The sequence below is a fragment of the Leifsonia sp. CL147 genome (assembly GCF_900114565.1).
Taxonomy (GTDB): domain Bacteria; phylum Actinomycetota; class Actinomycetes; order Actinomycetales; family Microbacteriaceae; genus Leifsonia.
In genome coordinates, this window is record NZ_FOTM01000003.1 from 1 (window position 1) to 17,568 (window position 17,568).

General features: G+C 69.3%; 18 protein-coding genes. 11 read left to right on the top strand and 7 right to left on the bottom strand.

Features of this window, described 5'->3' with window-relative positions; translation table 11 throughout:
* Positions 1-761, top strand: a 761-nt coding sequence (locus BM287_RS03615; protein WP_139230613.1) for an alpha-hydroxy acid oxidase, incomplete at its 5' end; no start/stop codon positions are given.
* 7 nt (positions 762-768) lie between these two features.
* Here BM287_RS03615 and BM287_RS03620 read toward each other — a convergent pair.
* The 3 genes from BM287_RS03620 to BM287_RS03630 form a co-directional block, all read right to left on the bottom strand.
* Positions 769-1,023 carry a hypothetical protein gene (locus BM287_RS03620; RefSeq protein WP_090036079.1) on the bottom strand — a complete coding sequence of 85 codons (255 nt, stop codon included), beginning with the start codon at positions 1,021-1,023 and terminating at the stop codon, positions 769-771.
* 108 nt (positions 1,024-1,131) lie between these two features.
* Positions 1,132-3,333: a maltose alpha-D-glucosyltransferase gene (treS, locus tag BM287_RS03625; protein WP_090036498.1), complete on the bottom strand. Its 2,202-nt coding sequence runs from the start codon at positions 3,331-3,333 to the stop codon at positions 1,132-1,134.
* 286 nt (positions 3,334-3,619) lie between these two features.
* Positions 3,620-4,084: a hypothetical protein gene (locus BM287_RS03630; protein ID WP_090036499.1), complete on the bottom strand. Its 465-nt coding sequence runs from the start codon at positions 4,082-4,084 to the stop codon at positions 3,620-3,622.
* Positions 4,085-4,212: 128 nt separating this feature from the next.
* Here BM287_RS03630 and nhaA point away from each other — a divergent pair, with 128 nt between their 5' ends.
* From nhaA to BM287_RS03650, 4 genes are all read left to right on the top strand, one after another.
* Positions 4,213-6,108 carry a Na+/H+ antiporter NhaA gene (nhaA, locus tag BM287_RS03635; protein ID WP_090036081.1) on the top strand — a complete coding sequence of 632 codons (1,896 nt, stop codon included), beginning with the start codon at positions 4,213-4,215 and terminating at the stop codon, positions 6,106-6,108.
* 34 nt (positions 6,109-6,142) lie between these two features.
* On the top strand, positions 6,143-6,745 hold the full coding sequence (locus tag BM287_RS03640; protein WP_090036083.1) for a YdeI/OmpD-associated family protein: 603 nt from the start codon (positions 6,143-6,145) through the stop codon (positions 6,743-6,745).
* A 78-nt stretch (positions 6,746-6,823) separates the two neighbouring features.
* Positions 6,824-7,024, top strand: coding sequence for a hypothetical protein (locus tag BM287_RS03645; protein ID WP_090036085.1), 201 nt, complete (start codon positions 6,824-6,826; stop codon positions 7,022-7,024).
* A gap of 29 nt (positions 7,025-7,053) precedes the next feature.
* The gene (locus BM287_RS03650; protein ID WP_244527865.1) at positions 7,054-7,869 is read left to right on the top strand and encodes an EAL domain-containing protein; all 816 of its coding nucleotides are present in this window, start codon (positions 7,054-7,056) and stop codon (positions 7,867-7,869) included.
* A gap of 43 nt (positions 7,870-7,912) precedes the next feature.
* Here BM287_RS03650 and BM287_RS03655 read toward each other — a convergent pair whose 3' ends face one another.
* A complete protein-coding gene (locus BM287_RS03655) occupies positions 7,913-8,170 on the bottom strand; it encodes a hypothetical protein (protein ID WP_090036087.1) in 258 nt (85 codons plus the stop codon).
* 125 nt (positions 8,171-8,295) lie between these two features.
* Between BM287_RS03655 and BM287_RS03660 the strand changes: the two genes are divergently transcribed.
* Complete coding sequence (locus BM287_RS03660) at positions 8,296-8,610, top strand: DUF7882 family protein (RefSeq protein ID WP_090036089.1); 315 nt, start codon at positions 8,296-8,298, stop codon at positions 8,608-8,610.
* Here BM287_RS03660 and BM287_RS03665 read toward each other — a convergent pair.
* Positions 8,570-11,182, bottom strand: coding sequence for a DUF4062 domain-containing protein (locus BM287_RS03665; protein ID WP_090036090.1), 2,613 nt, complete (start codon positions 11,180-11,182; stop codon positions 8,570-8,572). The genes BM287_RS03660 and BM287_RS03665 overlap by 41 nt on opposite strands.
* 127 nt (positions 11,183-11,309) lie before the next feature.
* Here BM287_RS03665 and BM287_RS03670 point away from each other — a divergent pair, with 127 nt between their 5' ends.
* Positions 11,310-11,585 (top strand): hypothetical protein, encoded by a 276-nt coding sequence (locus BM287_RS03670; protein WP_090036093.1) that lies wholly within the window; start codon positions 11,310-11,312, stop codon positions 11,583-11,585.
* A gap of 108 nt (positions 11,586-11,693) precedes the next feature.
* Here the strand turns inward: BM287_RS03670 and BM287_RS03675 are convergent, their stop codons facing one another.
* On the bottom strand, positions 11,694-12,311 hold the full coding sequence (locus BM287_RS03675) for a class F sortase (protein WP_090036095.1): 618 nt from the start codon (positions 12,309-12,311) through the stop codon (positions 11,694-11,696).
* Positions 12,312-12,476: 165 nt separating this feature from the next.
* The gene (locus BM287_RS03680; RefSeq protein ID WP_090036097.1) at positions 12,477-13,112 is read right to left on the bottom strand and encodes an NADPH-dependent F420 reductase; all 636 of its coding nucleotides are present in this window, start codon (positions 13,110-13,112) and stop codon (positions 12,477-12,479) included.
* 244 nt (positions 13,113-13,356) lie between these two features.
* On the opposite strand from BM287_RS03680, the gene BM287_RS03685 reads away from it, so the two are divergent.
* From BM287_RS03685 to BM287_RS17465, 4 genes are all read left to right on the top strand, one after another.
* Complete coding sequence (locus BM287_RS03685; protein ID WP_090036503.1) at positions 13,357-14,445, top strand: ATP-binding protein; 1,089 nt, start codon at positions 13,357-13,359, stop codon at positions 14,443-14,445.
* 196 nt (positions 14,446-14,641) lie between these two features.
* Positions 14,642-14,932 carry a WXG100 family type VII secretion target gene (locus BM287_RS17765; RefSeq protein WP_170857419.1) on the top strand — a complete coding sequence of 97 codons (291 nt, stop codon included), beginning with the start codon at positions 14,642-14,644 and terminating at the stop codon, positions 14,930-14,932.
* Between the two features lie 64 nt (positions 14,933-14,996).
* On the top strand, positions 14,997-16,946 hold the full coding sequence (locus tag BM287_RS03690; protein ID WP_170857420.1) for an alpha/beta hydrolase: 1,950 nt from the start codon (positions 14,997-14,999) through the stop codon (positions 16,944-16,946).
* A 233-nt stretch (positions 16,947-17,179) separates the two neighbouring features.
* Positions 17,180-17,509, top strand: a complete 330-nt coding sequence (locus BM287_RS17465) for a hypothetical protein (protein ID WP_139230614.1) — start codon at positions 17,180-17,182, stop codon at positions 17,507-17,509.
* Positions 17,510-17,568: the final 59 nt, after the last annotated feature.

The following is a 17,568-nucleotide window of genomic DNA, read 5'->3' on the forward strand; positions in this document are numbered from 1 at the left end:
CCTATGGTCTGGTGGAGCGGGCTGCGGCGGCGGGGTTCGACACCCTGTTCTTCACGGTGGACACCCCGGTGGCGGGGGCGCGGTTGCGGGATAAGCGCAACGGGTTCTCCATTCCGCCGCAGCTGACGGTGGGCACGATCCTGAATGCGATCCCGCGGCCGTGGTGGTGGTTCGATTTCCTGACCACTCCGAAGCTGGAGTTCGCGTCGCTGTCCCAGACCGGTGGCACGGTCGGTGATCTGTTGAACGCGGCGATGGACCCGTCGATCGATTTCGAGGACCTGAAGGTCATCCGGGGGATGTGGCCGGGGAAGCTGGTGGTCAAGGGGGTGCAGACGGTTCAGGATGCGAAGGCCCTGGTGGATGCCGGGGTGGATGGGATCGTGCTCTCCAACCACGGCGGCCGGCAGCTGGACCGGGCGCCGGTCCCGTTCCACCTGCTCCCGTCGGTGGTGCGCGAGGTCGGACAGCACACGGAGGTCGCGATCGATACCGGGATCATGAACGGTGCGGACATCATCGCCGCGTACGCGTTGGGTGCGAAGTTCACCCTGATCGGCCGTGCTTACCTCTACGGGTTGATGGCCGGCGGGCGCGCCGGTGTGGATCGCACCATCCAGATCCTCACCGACCAACTGGTGCGCACCATGAAACTCCTGCAGGTGCGCTCCCTCGCCGAGCTCGGCCCCCAGCACGTCACCCAACTCACACGGCTGCAGCCGCTGCAACGCACAGCGACGACGGAGGACATCGACGCCTGACCCGGGCTCAGCGGGGCGTGAATTCGTAGACCACCGCTGACCAGTGGTCGCCGAGCTCATCCCACGACTCCGGGCCGTGGTAGGCCAGGCCGTACTGCAGGTTGAGGATCGGGCCGAGCAGGTCGAGCACGTCCGGGAGGAACGGCGTTCCCGGCGGAAACCCGAGCCCGAAGCTGTGAATGATGCTGTCGTCCGCCGCGCGAAGCCAGATGCCCCAGCCCTGTGACACCGGCGTCGCGACGACGCGGAAGACGCCCCCCACTCATGCGCCCCAAGCCCCACCATCGAGTCCGCACAGATTGCACGCGAAACGCCGCGACAGCGTGCAATCTTCGTGGACTCGACGGTGGGGGTCCGGCGTCGGCGGGGGTCAGGCGTCGGCGGGGGTGCGCCGCAGGATGAGGAAGCGGGCGCCGTAGGCGGGGATGCTCAGCGGGAAGCTCGCCAGGTCGTCCACCACCCCGACCTCGTTGCCGTCGGCCGCATCCGTCACCGTGGCGCGGTGGGGGAGCGCCTCCGACCGCACCGTGCCGTCGAGCGGGGTGGCGGTCATGTTGAGCACCGTCAGCTGCACGACCGGCAGGCCCTGGTCATCCAGCGACTCCAGCTCGTGGACCATGACCAGCATCCCGGGATGCGCGACGTCGGGCACGTCCACCTGCCGCGCGGTCGCGATGCCCCAGCGGGTGCGGATGCGCAACAGCTCGCGCAGGCGGCTCGCGAAGGAGCCGCGCTGTCGCAGCTGCTCGGGCAGGCTGCCGTACAGGGAACGCGCCCGCGGCATCCCGGACGGGGATCGCTGCGCGTCCGGGGCGATGCCCAGCAGGTCGTGCGCTCCGCGCTCCACCCAGCGCGTATCGCCTTCGGCGATGAGGTCGGCCACCTCCGAGCGCGGGACCGTCAGCGCGCCGAGCAGATCCCAGCCGGACAGGGCGAACACGCCCGGCTGCCAGGCGTTGAACGCGGCGAGAAGCAGGTGCGCATCCCGGATGGCCGGGACGTCGGCCTCCTGGATGGAGTCGAGCGTCGCGTGGCCCTGGGTCGCGGCGATGAGCGACGCCGTCGTGCAGGCGATGCCGTTCGTCGTGAACACCAGGTTGTAGTCGGCTGTCGGCTCGGTGATCGCGCGGACGAGGTCCTGGCGGATGCTGTGCGCCAGCTCGCCGCCCGTGATCTCCTCGCCGCGGAACGTGTAGACGTCGTTCTGGTGCAGCGTCGCCCAGTGCACCAGCTCGTACGTGAGCTCGTCGTGGTTCTGCATCCCGTGGACGAGGACGGCCGGCTCCACTCCCAGCTCCAGCGAGGTCCGGAGCGTCAGCCGCAGGAACTCGGTGTCGCCGGTCGCCAGGGCGTGGTGGTAGGCGGGCCGGTTGATGAAGTCGTAGGACAGGTCCGCACCGACGGCCGCGGTGTCTCGGATGTCCTCCACGGTCAGGTTCAGCTCCTGGAAGGTGAAGCCGCCGACCTTGCGGACCATGCTCGCGATGATGTGGTTGGCGGCGTGCGACAGCGGGTGTCCCTCCGACCAGGCCGGCAGCCCCTCCGCGCTCTTCTCCACGCCGAGGAAGCCGTTCGCATCGAGTCGCAGGGCGCTCGTGCCGAGGTCCCCGAGCGAGTGCAGCGCGTCGCCGATCACCAGCCGCATCCCCGAGAAGGTGGGATCCAGCCAGTTCACCGACGGCTGGCCCTCCTTGAAGTAGTGCAGGTACACCCAGCGGCGGGTGACACCGTCGACGCCGATCACCGGGGCCGTGACGCTCCAGTTGGTCTCCTTCACGCCCGGGGCGAAGAAGATGACGCGCTGGAGCTCGCCGATGATGTAGCCGCGCGCGGCCAAGGCGGCCTCCGTCGACTCGTCCAGGTTGACCGAGTCGCGGCCTTCGGGAACCTCGGGGAGCAGGTGCCACTCATCGGGCGGGATCTCGACCATGTGGTAGATGCCCGGGTAGTCCTTGTACGCCAGCTCGGCGAGCCGGAAGTCGGCGCCCTTTCCGGTGTGGCCCGGCACGATGTCGTCGATGACGCTGCCGCCGTGCTCCTCCGCGACGTCCGTCATCCGGCGGAAGGTGTCCTCGTCGCCGAAGGCGGGGTCGATCTGCGTGCCGATGCGGTCGAAGTGCCCGTCGACGCTCGGCGTCTCCTGCCACCCGCGGATACCGCCCGCACGCTTCACCGGGCCGGTGTGGATGCCGTTGATCCCGATCCGCTCGAACGCCGTCCACAGATCGGGGTCGGCGAGAGCGCTGAGGAACGACTCCCCGGGCCGGGTGATGAGCGAGATCGGATACGCCGTGAACCACACATCGGACGTGGACACGGCACGCCGGGCGTCCGGCCGCGCGTACGGATTGCGCCACATGCTCGGGGAGCCGGACAGCTGGCGGCTCAGTACGTCCGCATCCTTCAGCATGGACTGGCGGACGAGCCACTCGACATAGGCCGGGTTCTGGCCATTGGCGGCGCGCGGGTCGGAGAACGTGCGGCGGATGCTGCCGCCGCGCAGGTTGGTGCGGGGACGCAGGCGGCGGGGACGGGCGGGGTACAGCTGCTCGTCGTAGGTGATCTCCTCCATCTCGGCGAGGGCGTCCTCCGGCAGGGCGTCGTCCGGCGCGGCGTGCTCCGGCAGAGCGTCGTCCGGCGCGGCGTCGCCCGGCAGGCCGTCCTCGCCTCGGGCCGCAGCCGTCCCGGTTTGCGTCCGGGCTTGCATCCGGCCGTGCGGCTGGGCTTGCGTGTCGGGGTCCTGCTCCGTCACCTCGAGTGCCTCGTCGTCCACGTGGTCTCCTTCCGTGACTGCCACCGTAACCCCCGCTCGCTGAGTGGCCCGATCCACCGGATGATTCGCCGAACGTCCCGCCCGGTCACTCGCTGAGCCGCTCGATCAGCTGTCCTTTCGTGAGGTGCGTCACATTGCGCAAGCCCCTGGCGCGTGCCGCGTCCCGCAGCGCCTGCACGGTCAGCCGGTCGAGTGCGGGGTCGTGCGGAGTGGATGTGGTGGCCGACCCGGCGTACTCGGCCGTGTCCTCCACGGTGTCGTCGCGGACCGAGGGGAGGGGCGGGGTGAGGTCGGCGCCTTCGGATGCGTCCCGGCGATCGCCGGAGCCCTCCGCATCGCCGGACCCGCCCGCCGCACCGGAACCCTCCGCCGCACCGGATGCGCCCGACCGTCCCGCAAGGTCGGCCAGCTGCTGCTCCAGTTCGCGAGCCCGCTTCTTCGCCTTCTTCGCATCGAGCTTCTCGGCAGCCTTCTTCGCCTCCGCGACCGCCTCCTCCGCGGCCTCCATCGCCTGTGCGGCCGCCTTCTCCAGCTTCTTCTGCTTCGCCATGCTCGCTCCTCCCGGTTCGGTCATCCAGCCGTTCGCGTCCGCCATGAACGGTGCCACCAGCCGGCGCTCGCGGCAAGGCATCCCGCTTCCACTTCCCGGCGACCGCCGCGAAGCGCGAGGATGGAGCGGTGACCATTCCGCTCACCCTCATCCAGCGTTCACCCGATCCCGAGAACGTCGGTCAGTCCCGCGATCGGCGGCCGACCATCGCCGAGCGCTTCCGCGCCGTCGGACGGAGCCGGCTGGGCGCGTTGCTGCTGCTGCTGGCGACGATCGTCGCGATCGTGTGGGCGAACATCTCCTTCACCGGATACGAGCAGTTCTGGGAGACGCATCTCACCTTCGGCGTCGGCGACCTGCACCTCGACTTCACCCTCCACGCGCTGGTCAACGACGCGCTCATGGCCCTCTTCTTCTTCACGGTGGGCCTGGAGGTGCGGAGGGAGTTCGCCATCGGCGAGCTCACCAGCTGGTCGCGTGCAGTCGTCCCGGTGGTCGCCGCGGTGTTCGGGCTCGCGGTGCCGGCGGTGATCTACGTCCTGTTCACGCTGGGCACCGGACTCGAGCACGCCTGGGGAGTGGTGATCTCGACCGATACGGCGTTCCTCGTCGGTGCGCTCGCGCTGATCGGCCCGCGCGCGACCGGCCGCCTCCGGGTCTTCCTGCTCGCCCTGGCCGTCGTGGATGACATCGGCGCGCTGACCATCATCGCCCTCGTGTACACGCAGCACTTCACCCCGCTGCCGCTGATCGTGGCGGCCCTCGGGCTCGTCGGCGTCTACTTCACGCGCTATCTGCGGGGCGGCCGGGGGCCGGTGTACGCGACCCTGGCGATCGTCGTGTGGCTCGCCTTCCTCGCCTCGGGCGTGCATCCGACGCTCGCCGGCGTCGCGATCGCCCTCCTGATCCCCGTGTACCGGCCCAACCGGATCGACGTGGAGCACGCCCTCGACCTCGCACGCACGTTCCGGCAGTCGCCGAACACCGAGTACGCGCGCGCTGCGGCCAACAGCCTCCGCGAGTCCATCTCCATCAACGAGCGGCTGCAGTCGGCCTGGTCGCCGTACGTGGCCTACGTCGTGCTTCCGCTGTTCGCGCTCGCCAACGCGGGAGTGCGGCTGAACGGCGACATCCTCCTGGGCGCTCTGGTGTCCCCGATCGCGTGGGGCGTGCTGGTCGGTCTCGTGGTGGGCAAGTTCGTCGGCGTCTTCGGTTCAGCGGCGCTCCTGCGGCTGCTCCGGGTCGGCGAGTTCGGCCCGGGGCTCGCTCTCGACCGGCTCGCCGGAGGAGCCGCACTCTGCGGGATCGGGTTCACCATCTCGCTGTTCATCGTCGATCTCGCGATCCCCGGCGCGGCCATGCAGAACGCTGCGCGCGTCGGTGTGCTCGCCGCCACGGTGGTGGGGTTCCTCGTCGCCACGCTGATCTTCCGGATCTCCGACGCCCGCCGGCCGAAGGAGGAGGTGGGGACCACTCTCCTCCGGCCGGTCGATCCCGACCGCGACCACATCTTCGGATCGATGGATGCGCCGTTCGAGATCGTCGAGTACGGCGACTTCCAGTGCGGGTTCTGCCTCAAGGCGACCGGCTCCGTTGTCGAGGTGCAGCGCGAGCTCGGGGACGGATTGCGTTACGTCTGGAGGCACGCGCCCCTGACCCGGTTCCACCCGAACGCGCTCGCGGCGGCCGAAGCCTCGGAGGCCGCTTCCCGGCAGGGCAAGTTCTTCGAGTTCGAGCGCAGCCTGTTCGCCGACCAGGAGAACCAGTTGCCCTCGGACATCGTGCGTCGCGCCCGGGAGCTCGGCCTCGATGTGGAGCGCTTCGAGGCCGACCTCCGCTCGGCCGAGGTGGCCGCGCGCGTCCGGGACGACATGCTCGACGCGGAGGCGATGGACATCACCGCCGTTCCGACGTTCTTCATCAACGGGCGCCGTCATAGCGGACCCTACGACGCGCAGTCGCTGATCCGCGACCTCCAGGCCACGGCGGACGGCGGTCGTCTGGAGCCGTCGTCCCCTGCGTGAGCCGGTGTCGGAGGGGTGCGGAATAGTGGGGGGCATGCCGCAGCCAGACACCGACTCCGACCTGCTGATCGTCACCGATGCCGCCGCGTGGCGGCAGTGGCTCGATGCGAACGAGGAGACGTCGGATGGCGTCTGGCTGGTGCTCGCGAAGAAGGGCGTCGCAGACCCGACCTCGCTGACCTACGGGCAGGCTCTCGCCGAGGCGCTCTGCAGCGGATGGATCGACGGCCAGAAGCGCGGACGGGACGCCGCGACGTTCCTGCAGCGCTTCACGCCGCGCCGCACGGCCTCGCTCTGGTCGGAGCGCAACATCGGCCTCGTCGCGGCTCTCGCCGCCGAAGGGCGCATGCGACCCCGGGGGCAGGCGGAGATCGACCGGGCGAAGGCCGACGGCCGGTGGGACCGTGCCTATGCCGGCTCCTCCACCATCCAGGTGCCGGACGATCTGACCGCTGCGCTCACCGCGAACCCCGCTGCGGCCGCCACGTTCGAGCGCCTGAACAAGCAGAACCGGTTCGCCGTCCTCCACCGCGTCGTCACCGCTCCGAGCGCCACCAGCCGCGCGAACCGGCTGCAGAAGCTCGTCGCGATGCTGGAACGTGGCGAGACGCCCCACCCCCAGGTGACGAATCGGTGAACAGGCCGTCGACCTTCTGTCGGCGTCCGCATCCGCTGGCTATGCTGCGATCGTCGGGCATTCGGAGGGGGAACGGCGATGGGGAATCTGTCGGGGGCGGGGGCCTTCGCCGGTGCGATCGCGCTCGCAGCCATCGTCCTGCTGCTCGCGCCGCTCGGCAGCGCCACCTCGCCGACCGTCCAGGCGGTGGATCTGGTGGTCGCCGTCATCGCGGGGGCGGCCGCGGCGACCTGCCTGGGCATCGCCGCGGGCGCGCGCCGCCGGCACAGAGCCCGCTAGCGGTACAACCCTCATTCGCGCAAGGGGGCGTGGGAAAGTTGACAATCCGGGTGACCGTGGGGATCATCCAGAAGATGACGTTGGTGGACGGGACCCTCGAGGACTTCGCCCGCGATTTCCAGATCGCGCTGGCGCAGCGCCAGGTCACCGTCGCCTATCAGCCGCAGATCGACGTCTCCACAGGCACGGTCGTCGGGGTCGAGGCGCTCGCGCGCTGGACGCATCCCCGGCGCGGGGCGATCTCGCCGGACGTGTTCGTCGACGTGGCGCAGAAGTCCGGCCTGCTCCCGCTGCTGACGGCGCGGGTGGTCTCCGATGTCACCGCTGAGTACATCCCCGGCTGCACCATCGACGTCGCCGTGAACGTCTCCGCGACGCAGCTCGAGGATCCGTCCCTCTACGACATGTTCGACGGTGCGTTCTCGACCGGCAGGTGCGACCCGGCCACGCTCACCATCGAGGTCACCGAGAGTCACCGCATCGCGCATCCCGACCGGGTGGCCGCACCGCTGGAGGCGCTCACGGCGGCCGGGGTCACGATCTCGGTGGACGATTTCGGCATCGGCCACTCGTCGTTCTCCCGGGCCGAAGCGTTGCGCGCCCGTGAGCTGAAGCTCGACAAGAGCCTGGTGCAGGCGGACCACCGGGCCGGCGAAGTGGCTCAGATCATCGACGAGGCGCACCGTCGCGGTATCCGTGTCGTCGGTGAAGGGGTGGAGCGAGGCAAGCAGCTCGACCGCTTGGCCGCCGCCGGCTGCGATCGTGCGCAGGGCTACTGGATCGCCAAGCCCCAGCGCGCGTCGGCGCTGCTCGCGTGGTATCGCTCGCGCTCGCACGGATCCTGAGCGGTCGCATCCGCCCGCGGGCGGACGAGCCGGTACCTCCGGACTAGAGGGCGTCGAAGGAGTCGATGTCCACGCGCGGCTCTTCCGCGCGTGGTGCAGGCGGGTCCACCTCGATCTGCGCCCACGTGACCGGCATGCCGGGGGAGAACAGCACATCGACGCCCGGGCCGCCCCGCAGCGGGGGAATGGTGACGTAGCCGCCGCCGGCCCGCACCGCCTCGAGGATCTTCGCGCGCAGCTCGTCCACCGGATCGGGAAGGAAGTAGTCCTTGCCGTCGACCGTGAGGCGGTGAACGATCATCTGCTGTTCCTTTCGGTGGTGATGCTGTAGAACACTATCGCGCGGTCACGATACACCCGTATCCCGTGCGACTAGGCTCTCAGCAGCGCCGGACGCGCGCGAGTACGACCAGAAGAAAGGCTTCCGTGGGCACCCTCCGTTACGACGGCGAGAGCTTCGAGCTCGACGACCGTCTTCTGTTCCACATGCAGATCGCGATCAGCACGAAGCTCCGCCGCGGCGAGAACTTCTTCCTCACCTGGCCCGTGGCCGCCGAGCTCGGCAGCGGCCGTCACACGATCTGGGTCGACAACGGCGTCCCCCTGCACATCTTCTACTCCGGTTCGAAGGTGCCGACGCTGAACAAGGACTGGATCGAGGCGATGATCCAGACGGCCGCCCGGGCCTCCGGGATGCTCGTCATGGAGGAGTCGGAACTCCGCCCGCCCTCGGCGCGCTGACGTCCCGTCCCGCGTTCGGGAGGCCGGTGCCGGTCAGAGCTTCGGCCACGGCCTGCTCGACGGTCAGCTCCCTGCCCTCGGCCACCGCCGCCGCGAGCCGGCCGGAGGGTGCTGTGGCGGCCAGCCGGTCCAAGTACCGCTGGTGGAAGGTGAACGTCGGCCCGTTGTGGGTTCCCGACCGCTCGCGCAGCGCGTGGGCGGCGCCGGCGAGCCGCCCGGCTCGGTCGACGTCGCCGCCGACGGCCGCGACCGCTGCCATCCCCTCCAGCCCATAGGCGATCCCCTCGATGTGGCCCAGCGACGTCGAGAGGGTGACACTGAGCGCGAAGTCCTTCCGGGCATCCTCCGGTGAACCGAGCAGAAGGTGCGCCCAGCCGAGGTGGTACGCAGCGATCCGGCCCCCGACGGCATCCTCTCCGCTCTGCGTGAGCGCGAGCGACTCGTCGAAACGCTCGAACGCCCTGCGCAACCGCTGCTCCAGCAGCGCCACCCGGCCGAGCAGCACGAGCGCCATCGACTCGCCCCAGACATCCCCGGTCTCCCGGAACAGCTGGATGCTGCGCTGCATCACCTCCGCCGCTCGCGCGGTGTCCGGGTCGTCGCCCGCGAGGAGGGCGAGCGCGAGCGAGATCTGCGCCATCGCCTCGCCGGAACGATCGGCGCAGCGGCGGAACAGGTCGGCGCTCTCTGCGAGGTCGGCCGCCACGCGCCCGTCCGGGTCCTTCCAGAAACGGATGGTGCGTGTGAAGTAGAGCGCGATGGCGCGCGTCCGGTCGTGCAGCGGGTCTCCGGACCCGAGCGGCTCGTCCATCCAGGTGCGGACCTCGCCGAGCAGGCCGATGACCCAGAAGTAGAGGAACAGGTTGAAGGCGAGCTGCGCAGCGCGGTCCCAGTCGCGCGCATCGAGCAGGTACCGTTCGGCCGCCCGCAGGTTGTCGCGCTCGTCGCCGAGCCGCTGCATCCACTCGCGCTGCCCGCCGCCCTTCAGCGGAACGCGGGCGCGGGAGCCGAGGTCGATGAAGTAGCGCGCGTGGGCGTCCCGGGCGCGCTGGAGGCCGCCTTCGCTCCGCAGCTGCTCTCGCGCGTACTCGCGGACGATCGCCTGCATGGTGAAGCGCGGACGGTCGTCGGTGTCGTGCTGGGCGACGAGGCTGGAGTCGACCAGAGCGGCGAGATCGCTGAGCACATCGCCGTCGCCGTCATCGGCCCCGGCGAACTCCGCCGCCTCGAGGGTGAAGCCGCCCTCGAAGACGCCCAGTCGTGTCAGCAGCCGCCGCTGCTCCGGGGCGAGCAGCTGGGTGCTCCACTCGATGGTGCGCCGGATGGTCTGCTGCCGCTCGGGGAGATCGCGCGAGCCGCCGACCAGCACGGAGAGGCGACGGTCGATCCGCTCGAGCAGTTCGGCGGGGGAGAGCACCCGGATGCGCGCAGCGGCCAACTCGATGGCCAGCGGGACGCCGTCGAGGGCGGTGCAGACGCGGGCCACCGCATCCCTGTTCTCCGGGGTGATCTCGAAGTCGGGCTTCACCGCGTGGGCGCGCTCGACGAACAGGCTCACCGAGGAGTCCTCGGCCAGCGGACCCACCTCGTGGCTCTGCTCGGCGCTCACCCGGAGGAGCGTCCGGCTGGTGACGAGGAGGGACAGTCCCGGCGCGTCGGCGAGGAGTCCGGTGAGCAGCGGCGCGGCGCCGAGGACCTGCTCGAAGTTGTCGAGCACGAGCAGGATGCGCCGGTCGCGCAGCGCCGTCACCAGGTTGTCCAGGATGGGCGCGTCGCCCGTGTCGCGCACCCCCAGCGCCTGTGCGATGCGGTTGGGCACGCGCGGGGGATCGTGGACCGCCGAGAGATCGACGAACACCGCGCCATCCTCGAACGTCTGTGCGGCGGCGCGGGCGGCGGCGATGGCCAACCGGCTCTTTCCGATCCCGCCCGGCCCGGCGAGGGTCAGGAGCCGCGTGCCGTGCTCGAGTCGATCCGCGACAGCGGCGATGTCGCCGTCGCGCCCGACCAGACCGGTCAGCGGAACCGGCAGCCGCACCGGCTCGACCACGCGGTCGGCGTCGCTCGCCACCTCGGCCGAGACGAGAGCCCGGCTCTGATCGAATCGCTCGGCGAGCAGCGTGGCGAGGTCGTTCTCGATCAGCTGCGCGAGCTCCCTGGGGCTCTCGAAGTACTTGTAGGCGGCACGGTCGTCGTCGCGGATGCGGGCCAGGAGCCTGGCGAGCCGCTGCTCCCGGTTCTCGGCCGGACTCTTCACGTAGAGCAGCCGCGGCAGTCCTTCAGGGCAGAGGTTGTACTCGTCCTCGAGCCCGGAGACCTCCTCGTCGGGCGCGACCCAGCCGTAGCGTTCCCAGTAGACGCCGATGAAGACATCGCTCTGGTCGAGGTACGCCCGGTAGAGCTCCCGAGGTGGATGCGGCCGCGCCCCGAGCTCGAACATGACAGGCGCGAGGTGGAGCCGTTCGATGGCGGTCCGGGCTGCACGCCGCTCGGCGGCGAGCTCCTGCAGGGTGGAGGAGACGAAGATCCGCAGCCGCTGGTCCGGCGTGCGGATCACGTGAGGATGGCTCATGTCATGTCATTGTGTTGCGTTCCTGAGCGGATGTACAGGGGGCGGAGGGATGCGCCGTCTTTAGCACGCGATGGCTTGCCCGCACAAGCCTCTACAGCCGTCCCCGTGGGCGCGGTTGGCTAGGCATGTGAAAGAAATCGCGTGGTACGTGCTGGGCTTCTCCCTCGCCGTGACGGGAATCGCCCTCGGGCTGCTGCTGGCACCCGATGCCTCCGACGCGCGAGAAGGCGCCGGCGGGCTGCTGCAGCACCTCAGCCCGACCGAGTGGAGTGACCTCGTCGTCGCGCTCGTGTTCGCGGCCGTGGCCTTCGTCGCGGGCAGCCTCCTGTCGTCGCAGGCCGCGGCCGACGCCGACGGGAGGGCCGCGGCGGTGGAGCTCGTCACCGTCGAGAGCGCCGGCTGAGCCCAGCGTCGAACCGCCGCCGCCCCGGGGGAGCGGCGGCGGCTGGTCGCGGCCCTCCGCGCAGGTAATCTCGTCGACCGTCGTGGGCTCCCTGGGCGGGATGCCGGTCTAGTGCAGCGTGGCGGTGATGATCAGGTTGTCGGTCGAGGGGGCGCCGGAGCGTTGCTGGAGGCAGGTGATGAGGACGAGCCGGCGCGGGGTGTTCGCCCAGATGGACGGATCCTCGGGGAGCCGGTCTTTCTCGATGGTCTTCGAGCCGGTGACGACGTAGGTGTGTTCGCCCACCTGCACGGTGGCACCGGGTTCGACCCGGGCGGTGCCGTGCTCGACGTCGATGAGGTAGTTGCCGGGCCCGATGCCGCCGCCGCGGACGGAATGGGCGACCACGTACAGGGTGCCTTGTCCGGGGTGATCGAGCGAGGCGCCCAGGTTGCGGACGAGGTAGGCGGAGTCGAACCCGGGCGGGGTGATGGTGCCGTCGGCTTCGCTGAGCTCCCCGAGCCTGACATTCAGGCCGACGGAGGGGACCTTGAGGCGTTGCCCGATGTCGGGGTCGGCCTTCATGGCCTCCTGCGTCCTCGCAGAGGGGAGGGTACCCGGATCGACGTGCACCTGGTTTCCGCGGAGGTCGAGCACCGTCTGGGTGGCGGGGGCGAGGATGCGGAGGGCGCCCAGGACTCCGATGATGAGTCCGGCGACGCCGACGGCGAGGACGGTGATGAACACCGTCCTCGCCGTCTTCGTGCGTGCTACTGACGTGACCGACTCTTTCTGCGAAGGAGGAACGCATCGCATCCGCACGCTAATCCGCCCATCACCTGAGCGAAAGGCAGCAATCCGGCGGTCGGGACAGCCCCATGACCCGCCTGTGCGCCGATCCTCGACGCTCGGTCAGCGCGTCGCCGCGGCGAGCGCCTCACGAATGCCCGCGACGTCGAAACGCGGCCCGTAGGCCGGGTGGTCGCGCTGAGCCCGCCAGCCTTCCGAGAGGGGCCCGAGATCCACCGGATCGAAGCCGAACTCGTCGATCAGCGCGGCGACGCGCTCCCGGGCGCCGGCGTCGTCTCCGGCGACGATGAGAGCGCGACGGCCGGGCGTCCCCGTCGGCAAGCTCTGCGAGGTGAGCTCTGCCGCCCCGATATGGTTGAACGCCTTGACGACCTTCGATGCCGCCAGCCGCTTCTGCAGGCGCTCGGCAACGGTCGTGGACTCGTCGTCCAGCTCCGCGATGTGCCCGTCGCGCTGCGGGTAGTAGTTGTTCGTGTCGATGACGATCTTTCCCGCCAGCTCGTCCACGGGCAGCGTGGCCTCGGCCGCGAGAGGGGTGGTCACCACCACGAGGTCGCCGGCCGCCGCGGCTTCCGCGGGCGTCCCTGCGCGCGCACGGTCGCCGAGCTCGTCCACGAGGGCACTCAGGGTCGCCGGGCCGCGCGAGTTGCTGAGCACGACGTCGTAGCCCCGTGCGACAGCGAGGCGCGCGAGCTGGGATCCGATATGTCCTGAACCGATGAAACCGATAGTCGTCATGACCGTCCCAACCCCCACCCCCTCACAATGATTCCCGCCCCACCCCTCGAGCCCCCCACCGTCGAGTCCACGAAGACTGCACGTTGAGACGGCGTGTCGCGTGCAGTCTTCGTGGACTCGACGGTGGGGCGGGAGTTGTGGACGACGGAGGGGGTCGGATCGGTCCCTGTCCGGGAGGTGATCGGCAGCGCTAGCATCGGCCGCACAGGTCGGATGCAGGTTGGCCGGATTCGGAGGCGACGCGATGATCCCGTTGGCGGTCGGCACCACGGTGGAGGGGCCGGAACGGCCCGCCGTCATCGACGGCTCGCGCCTGAACCGGCACACGTTCTGGTGCGGTCAGAGCGGGTCGGGCAAGACCTACGCGCTCGGGGTGGTCCTGGAGCAGCTGCTGCTGCAGACGGAGTTGCCGGTCGGCGTGCTCGACCCGAACGCCGACTTCGCGGAGCTGGGCCGCACGCGAGACGAGGTCGGCGCCGAGGAGGCGGCGCGCTGGGCAGATCTCGACATCCGGGTGCTCCATTCGAGCACGGTCCGCGATCCGCAGCTCCACATCCGGTTCGTCGACCTGAGCGTGAGCTCGAAGGCGGCCGTCGGCCGGCTCGACCCCATCGAAGACAGCGAGGAGTACAACGCCCTGCTGCACCTGCGCCTGGGTCCGGACCGCTTCGAGCGGGACCGGTTCCTCGCGGCCCTCGTGGGCTCCGACGATCCGGCGCAGCGTCGGCTGGGCTTGCGGATCGACAACCTGCAGATCCTCGACTGGCCGCTGTGGGCGATGGGTGCGACCTCCGTGACGGATGCTCTCGACGAGCGACCCCGGGCGATCGTCCTCGATGTCGGCGGATTCTCGCATCCGGGCGAGCCGCAGGCTGCGGCGCTGGGCGTCCTCGAGCACCTGTGGGAGCGCCGGATGGAGCGCCGGCCGCTGCTCATCGTCATCGACGAGGCGCACAACTTCTGTCCGCCCATCCCCCGCTCGAGCGTGGAGGCGAAGCTGACGGAGCTGCTCATCCAGATCGCCGCCGAGGGGCGCAAGTTCGGGCTGTGGCTGTTCCTGTCGACCCAGCGGCCGACGAAGATCCACCCGAACGTGCTCTCGCAGTGCGACAACCTCGGGCTGATGCGGATGAACTCGCCGCGCGACCTGGCCGAGCTGGCGGACGTGTTCGGCTTCGTCCCGCGGCACCTGCTGGAGCAGTCGCCCGGCTTCCGCAAAGGCGAGGCGCTGTTCGCCGGTGCGTTCACCGAGGAACCGCAGCTGGTCCGCATGGGGCGGCGGCTCACCGTAGAGGGCGGAAGCGACCTGGCGGTGGCAGCGCGGGCATCCTGATATCGCCCCCTTCGCCGCAAACGTCTCCAACGAATGGCGATAGCTGGCCGCTTCGTGGCCGCAGCGCCTCAAACTTTGGCCTCCTGTTCGGATAGATCAGGAGCATCAAGCGTGTAGAACACGCTGACGAGGCCTATTGCATTTGAGTTCTTCTGCTAACGTCGCAGCCATCTTCCCGTGTTGTGATTGGAGCCGCGTGAGCAGAAGAGTCCAGGTCGATCCTGACCGATTGCGGCGCGGCGGAGAGTCGTTGCAGCAGGCGAATGTCGAACGCTGGAGTCCTCACCCTGCGCCCGGCAGCCTCGGCGCTCCCGGCTCGATGGGTGCATTCGAGCAATTCGACGCCTATTGGCATCCGGCTTTGTCGACGGTGGGCGAGAGTGTCGATTCTTTGCGCTCGGCGCTGGTCTCGGCGGCGGATGTGTATGAGCAGCGTGATGCGGAGAGCGCTGCGGCGTTCGGTTTCGAGGCGCCTCGTGCGTTCTAGTCTGACGGATTGGTCTCCTCTCGGGCTGGATGATGATCCGACGCCGGGAGATGTGGACGCCGTCGTGTGGCGGTCAAAGGATTTCGGCTCGACGGCCGAGTGGCTCTGGTACCGGGCGGACCGGCTGGACGAGGTGCTGGAACTGGTGGGCGAGCCCCATTGGTCCGGTGAGGCGGCGGTTGTCTTCGCGGAGCGGCTGGACACAGTCAGCCGCGCGTGCCGGTCGGCGTCGACCCGCTTCTCCGCCGCCCGGGACGTGTCGCACCGGTGGGCGTCGGCGATGTGGAGCCAGCAGGGCGCAGCGGATGCTGCGTTGCTGGAAGCGGTGGAGGCGCTGGAGGAGATCGCGGTCGCGGAGGCGTCGATCGGCCTGCTGACCACGGAGCATGCGTCCCTGCTGGCGGCGCTGACTCGGCTGGAGTCGGCGCAGAGGCAGTATGCGACCACGATCCCGCCCGCCGGCACGCATGTCCCGACAGGGTCGGAGGTCGCGGCGGCGCGCCGCCACGCCGAGACGGCGAACCTCGAGCTCCGCAACGCGCACACCCAGCTGGAGGATGCGTACGCGCGGTTGAGGCAGGCGAAGTTCACGGCGGAGGCCGCCGAGGAGGAGTACTCCGCGGAGGAGGGGGTCTTCGTGCAGTCGCTGGAGGCCACCCTCGACGGCGCAATGTCTCCGATCGCGCCGGGGCAGCTGGATGACTTCGTTACGACGATCGACGCCTACGCGAAACTCATTCCGCTGGTGGACCCCGCCGACGAGCTCATGGAAATGCTGACCGAGCTGAGCCCGCGGGAGTTGGCGCTCCTCTTCGGCCGAGACCCCGCGCTGGCGCAGAAGTTCTGGGACAACCCGCCGCCGCCGGGGGCCGTGGCGGGTTGGTGGAAGAACCTGAGCCCGGAGGTTCGGGAACAGTGGTGCCAGGCCGCGCCGGACATCATCGGCAACCTGCCCGGGCTGGATGCGGACTCTCGCATCCACGCCAACGCCATCCAGTTGCAGCGCGACCTGAACGACCCGACCATCAACCCCGACTCCGCCAGAGGCAAGACCCTCAAGGACATCCTGGCTGCCCTCGGCCTGAAGAAGATCCCGGGCGGTTCAGCGGCGGACTACGAGAGACTCGCCAAAGCGCAGAAGCCGGCGCGCGGGCTGCTGTCCTACAACCTCCGGCACGACCCACCCCTGGCCGCTGTCGCGATCGGTGATACCCGTGCCGAGGCATGCGGCAAAGTCACCTGGATGGTCCCCGGCATGGACAGCGGACTCGGCGAACCGGGACGCATGAAGGGCTGGACCGAGGCCGGCGTCAACCTTTACAACAAACAGATGTACATGGACGGTTTGCCGCACATGGTGGTGGCGTGGATCGGGTACGCCCCGCCCGTCAGCGGGAACACGGACGTGCTCCATGGCGACAACGCGAAAGCCGCTGCCCGCCGGTTGAGGGCAGAATTGGAAGGGCAGTGGGCGGCCGACACCGTCCTCGGCGGGAACCCGCACCCTTACACCGGGGTCGTCGGGCACTCCTATGGCACCACTGTGGTGAGCAACGCGGTCGGTGATCTCATCCACAATGTGCAGTCGGTGGTGTTCGTCGCGTCGGCCGGGGTAGAAGGCGGGTTCCAGAGTGTGAAGAACCTGCATGTGGATGGCGGCACCCAGCACGTGTACGCGACACAATCCTCACGCGACGGAGTCGCCGATCTGGGCCGGTTCGGCTCGGGCAGGGTTGACCCGCGCGACGGCCAATACGGTTCCGGGGTCTACTCGTCTGAAGGAGACCCGGCCCAGCACCTCCAACCCACCGACGGCCACGACACCCTCGGACACGGCCCTGACCGTGGCAGTCTTCTCGAACCGCACGCAACCTCCGGCCACGGCTACTTCGACAACGACACCGAAGCCCTCCACAACACCGCCGCAGCAACGCTCGGCTTGGACGGCAACATCAACGGTGGCGTGGCCTTCAATCCCATGCACCCCTTTGAGCACCTGCCGGTCGCACCGTAGCCGCGCACAATGAACCCCACCCGCAGCATCCGTGCCACCATAACCCTGACCGTCGCCCTCACACTGACGGGCTGCGTCTACCTAGGAGGACCCGTGCCCCATCCCGGCGTCAACACACCGTTTGACGGACTCTCCACCAAGACCAAACCCCAACTCCTCGACGAAACCCTCGAAAAGGCCCAAGCCGTCGCCCAACTCATGGCGGTGAATGGCTCGATTCAGGGACTCCGCCGGTGGTTTTCGATCCTGCCAACCAGGAACAACGAGACGCATGGGATTGGGGTCCCTGCGACAACGAGGCAACAACGGGCCAGTATTCCGTGTTCGTGGTGCAACGCGCTGATCCCTCGACTCAATATCATCCGGAATCACTCGGCGAGAAAGTGCGCAACTACTGGGAAGGCCTCGGTTACACGATCCGGCAAATCGGTCCCCCGGCCCAGGACGCGACCAGGGGCCGTTCCATCTCTGTCGACCTTCCGCACAGTGCCAGCCTGGAGTTCTCTGCCAGCACAGAAGCGTTAGCCATCTGGGTGCATGGCGAATGCGTCAAATGGGAGTGATCAGGCGGCGCGAAGGCACGAAAACGTGGACCGAGTCGGAATGACTGTCGCGGATACAG

What these genes read in the sequence shown, in the direction of transcription:
- treS (WP_090036498.1), bottom strand. Translation starts at nt 3,333, where the DNA reads ATGGAGGAGATCACCTACGACGAGCAGCTGTACCCCGCCCGTCCCCGC.
- BM287_RS03630 (WP_090036499.1), bottom strand. Translation starts at nt 4,084, where the DNA reads ATGGCGAAGCAGAAGAAGCTGGAGAAGGCGGCCGCACAGGCGATGGAG.
- BM287_RS03640 (WP_090036083.1), top strand. Translation starts at nt 6,143, where the DNA reads ATGCCGCAGCCAGACACCGACTCCGACCTGCTGATCGTCACCGATGCC.
- BM287_RS03645 (WP_090036085.1), top strand. Translation starts at nt 6,824, where the DNA reads ATGGGGAATCTGTCGGGGGCGGGGGCCTTCGCCGGTGCGATCGCGCTC.
- BM287_RS03655 (WP_090036087.1), bottom strand. Translation starts at nt 8,170, where the DNA reads ATGATCGTTCACCGCCTCACGGTCGACGGCAAGGACTACTTCCTTCCC.
- BM287_RS03665 (WP_090036090.1), bottom strand. Translation starts at nt 11,182, where the DNA reads ATGAGCCATCCTCACGTGATCCGCACGCCGGACCAGCGGCTGCGGATC.
- BM287_RS03680 (WP_090036097.1), bottom strand. Translation starts at nt 13,112, where the DNA reads ATGACGACTATCGGTTTCATCGGTTCAGGACATATCGGATCCCAGCTC.
- BM287_RS03685 (WP_090036503.1), top strand. Translation starts at nt 13,357, where the DNA reads ATGATCCCGTTGGCGGTCGGCACCACGGTGGAGGGGCCGGAACGGCCC.